Below are 3,338 nucleotides of genomic sequence, written 5' to 3'. Positions count from 1 at the left end.
GCCCACTCGACGACGTCGGCCGTGGTGATGACGGTGAGGCGGTAGCCGCCGATGGTGACGCCGGTGTATTCGGCGGTCATCCCGGCGCACTCCTTGCACACGAACCGGTCGGAGGCCTCGTAGAGCTTGTCGGCGGCCAGGACGGGGGTGGGGTTGCTGCTCATGTCTCGTCTCTCCCGTGTCGGGACCAGCTGGTCAGGCCGGTGTGGTGGTTGGTGTCTTCGACGCTACCGGCCAGCACCGACAGTGCGCGGTGGTGTGTGGGTCCGGTCAGGCGGCAGTGATCGGGTGCAGGGAGGCCAGCAGGGCTGCGCCGGCGAACGCGGCTGGGGCGAGGACGGCGTCGTGGGTGCCTTGGCGGTGGCCGTGGGCGAGGGTGCCGATGGCGGCGCCGATGGTGCGGGTGATCGGTCCCCACATGCGGGCGGCGGTGGATCCGGAGGTGTCCAGGTCGGGGATCAGGCTGGCTCCACCGAGTGCGATCACCCACGCGGCCTGGGCGGGCGGGCCGGTCCCGGGGGCGATGGGCAGGGTTGCGATGCCGGCGAGCAGCCCGCAGCTGACGTGGTTGTAGCCCATCATGTGGATCGCCTCGCGATGCCGTGCAGGACGTCGAGCGTGGCCAGGCAGTCGCCGAGTGCGTGGTGTGGTCCCCCGAGGGCGACCCAGCCGCGGTTCTCGACGAGCGCGCGAGCTCGCATCAGGCAGACCCAGTTCTGGCGGTCGGCCAGGTGGGCTGGGTCCAGGCCGGCAGTGGTCAGGTCCTTGGTCAGGACCTGACGGTCGTAGGGAGCGTTGTAGGCCAGCAGCTGGCGCCCCCGGGTGACCTCGAGCAGCTGACCGGCGATCACCGGCAGGGCGGGCGCGGCCAGGAGGTCCTGGTCGCTGATCCCGTGCACCGCGGTCGCGGCAGCGCTGACCGGGGTAGTGGGTTGCACGAGCGTGCTGAGCAGGACCTGGCCGGTCAGGTCGATGACGCTGATCTGGATGACCTGGCCGAACAGGTCGGTGGTCTCGGTGTCCAGGATGACGGCGTCCTGGAGGCGGAGCCGGGAGCGGGCCCAGCTGCGCAGCTTGAGGGCTCGGAGCTTTCGACGGATGCGGCGGGTGATCTTCACACCGAGGGAAGGTTCCTGGGCGGTGCTGCGGTGACAGGTGGGGGCCGTGATGGCTGGTTCCCCTTCTCTTCGTCGACGTCGAGGTGTCGTCGCGGCCGGCTGGTCGGGCCGACGCTTGGGTGGTTGCTTCTGAGAGTGCCATCAGGCACCGACACCCTGGGGTCCTCGTCACGGACCGCGGGCGAGTGCACCTTCCCCGGATCGACGGAACCGCAACGTTCTTCCACTGCCACACCCGGCACCCCATGCCGGGTGTGGCAGTGACGTTGTGGGGGTTTGTGAGGCCGGGTTGTCGGTGGTGGGCGGTAGCGTCGAAGACACCAACCAAGTGCTCGGGCTGACCACCCGAGGGAGATTCGACCCGACAGGGAGTCTGTGATGGAGATCGTTGCCAACCCTTACGCCGCCACTGATGACGGGTGCGGTGTGACCGCGTCCTCGATCGAGACGTGGAAGGGCACCAGGGCGATGTTCGGCCGGTTCGTGGAGGTCCGGCTGGGAGGGCCGCAGGAGGCTCAGGGGTGGGCTTACGGGCGCTCGTCGGCGGGGATGCAGGTGTTCCCCTCGATGACGCTGACCGATGCTTCTGGGCGGGTTCTGGCGCTCAATGGTGTGACGTGCGGTTTCGACGGGACCGGCCCGCGGGGTGCGGCGCAGATTCTTGCGGCCGAGGGGTTCTTCGGTGAGGCCGAGGCGCTGCGGGTGGCCACGACGTTCCAGGAGGTTCGGCTGCGCCGGTGATGCGGGCGGTGGGGAGGGGTCGGTGCGGTCTGCACCGGCCCCTCCCCTTCTGCTGTCAGTGGTGGTGGTGTGTGGTTCAGCTGGACGCCGGCCCCTGGGCCAGGCACCCCATGCCGCCTGGCCCAGGGGCTCGCGGGCGGGCGGTGGGCGCGGGTCAGGTGAGTAGCGCGTCGAGCAGGGCGCGGTGGGTGAGGGTGGCTGGGTCGGGGTCGGGGCCGCGCAGGACGGCCGGGGTGGCGGTGTCGGTGACGACGGTCAGGTGTGCGCGGTGGCGCGAGAGCATGACGCATGCGCGGCCGAGGGCGGTGCCGAAGGCGGTGGGGTCGCGGTATCCGGCGAGGGGGTGCAGGACGACGGCGGCGGGGCGCTCCATGCCTTGGAGTTGGTTGGCGGTGCCCACGAGCACGTCGGGCAGGTCCGCGAGCAGGGCGCGCACTGCGGCGGCTTGGCTGACGTGCGCGGCGACGACGGCGAGGTCTGCTGGGGTGACGGGGCGGGTGCCTTCGCTGGTGGTCAGGGTGGTGGCGAGCAGGGCGCGGGCGAGGTCGGCGCAGGTGCCGGTCAGGGCGGGGTCGCCGGGGCCAGCGGTGGCGGTGACGGGGTGGGCGCTGACCTCGGGCAGTGGGGTGCCGTCCGGGCCGCTCAGGTGCTCGGGTGGGCGGCGGCTGGTGAAGGGCAGGTCGGGGTAGAAGGTGGGCTGGATCAGGCGGGTGGTGGCCGGGCCGAGCCGCCATGTGTGGCGCAGCGTGACCACGGAGACGGCTTCGCCGTGGGCGGCGATGAGCGCGGCCGGGGCGGGCAGGTGTGGCCCGGTCGGGGATGCGTCCCAGCGGCGGGTCTGGCCGGTGACGACGGGGTCGATCTGGCCGGGGTCACCGACGCAGACGATCTGGGGGGCGAATGCTCCGAGCGCGCCCACGTCGGCATAGGTGGCTTGCCACGCCTCATCGACCACGAGCACGTCGGCGGCGAGGACGTTGGGGTCGGCGTAGGTCCATCGTGCGGTGGTGGCGATGAGCACTCCCCCTCCGGAGTTGGGGAAGCGAACGGAGCGGCCGGTGACGACGGTGGCGGTGCCGTCGCTGAGGTCGGGGGTGGGGTGTTTGGCGGGCCAGATCAGGCGCGCGGGGCAGTCGAGCGCGCCGAGGCGGCGGGCGATTTCGACGGCTTGGTCGCGGGTCTGGGCGGCGATGCCGACGCGCAGGTCCGCGCGGGAGGCGAGGGTGGCGGCGAGCAGCGCGACCAGTCGGGTCTTTCCGGCACCGGGTGGGCTGGGCACGACGACGGCCGGGTCGCCGGACCACGCGGAGTGCAGGACGCCTGCGGTGGTGGGGTCGTCCATGATCGCGGCGGCGGGGTGACGCTCGGGACGGGCAGTGAGCGGTGCCGGGTGGGCCGAGGGTGTGGGGCTTGCTGGGGTCGGGGTGCCGGGTCGGGGGATGGTTCGCATGGGGTGAATGTCCTTCTCGCTCAACGATG

The 3,338-nt window shown here is 72.0% G+C and carries 4 protein-coding genes; 1 reads left to right on the top strand and 3 read right to left on the bottom strand.

The features are described 5' to 3' along the window. Positions 1–270 precede the first annotated feature (270 nt). Both BN11_RS16050 and BN11_RS16045 read right to left on the bottom strand, forming a co-directional pair. Positions 271–582 (bottom strand): metal-dependent hydrolase, encoded by a 312-nt coding sequence (locus BN11_RS16050; protein ID WP_083433815.1) that lies wholly within the window; start codon positions 580–582, stop codon positions 271–273. Beyond that, complete coding sequence (locus tag BN11_RS16045; protein ID WP_162213259.1) at positions 579–1,118, bottom strand: 3'-5' exonuclease; 540 nt, start codon at positions 1,116–1,118, stop codon at positions 579–581. Before BN11_RS16045 ends, BN11_RS16050 begins: the two co-directional genes overlap by 4 nt. Positions 1,119–1,496: 378 nt before the next feature. Here BN11_RS16045 and BN11_RS16040 point away from each other — a divergent pair, with 378 nt between their 5' ends. Then, positions 1,497–1,859: a hypothetical protein gene (locus BN11_RS16040; RefSeq protein ID WP_048699370.1), complete on the top strand. Its 363-nt coding sequence runs from the start codon at positions 1,497–1,499 to the stop codon at positions 1,857–1,859. Positions 1,860–2,013: 154 nt separating this feature from the next. Here the strand turns inward: BN11_RS16040 and BN11_RS16035 are convergent. Beyond that, the coding region (locus BN11_RS16035) for an AAA family ATPase (protein ID WP_235435516.1) at positions 2,014–3,338 on the bottom strand (1,325 nt) is incomplete at its 5' end.

The organism is Nostocoides australiense Ben110 (assembly GCF_001050535.1).
Taxonomy (GTDB): domain Bacteria; phylum Actinomycetota; class Actinomycetes; order Actinomycetales; family Dermatophilaceae; genus Nostocoides_A; species Nostocoides_A australiense.
This window is presented reverse-complemented; position numbering and strand designations above follow the sequence as displayed.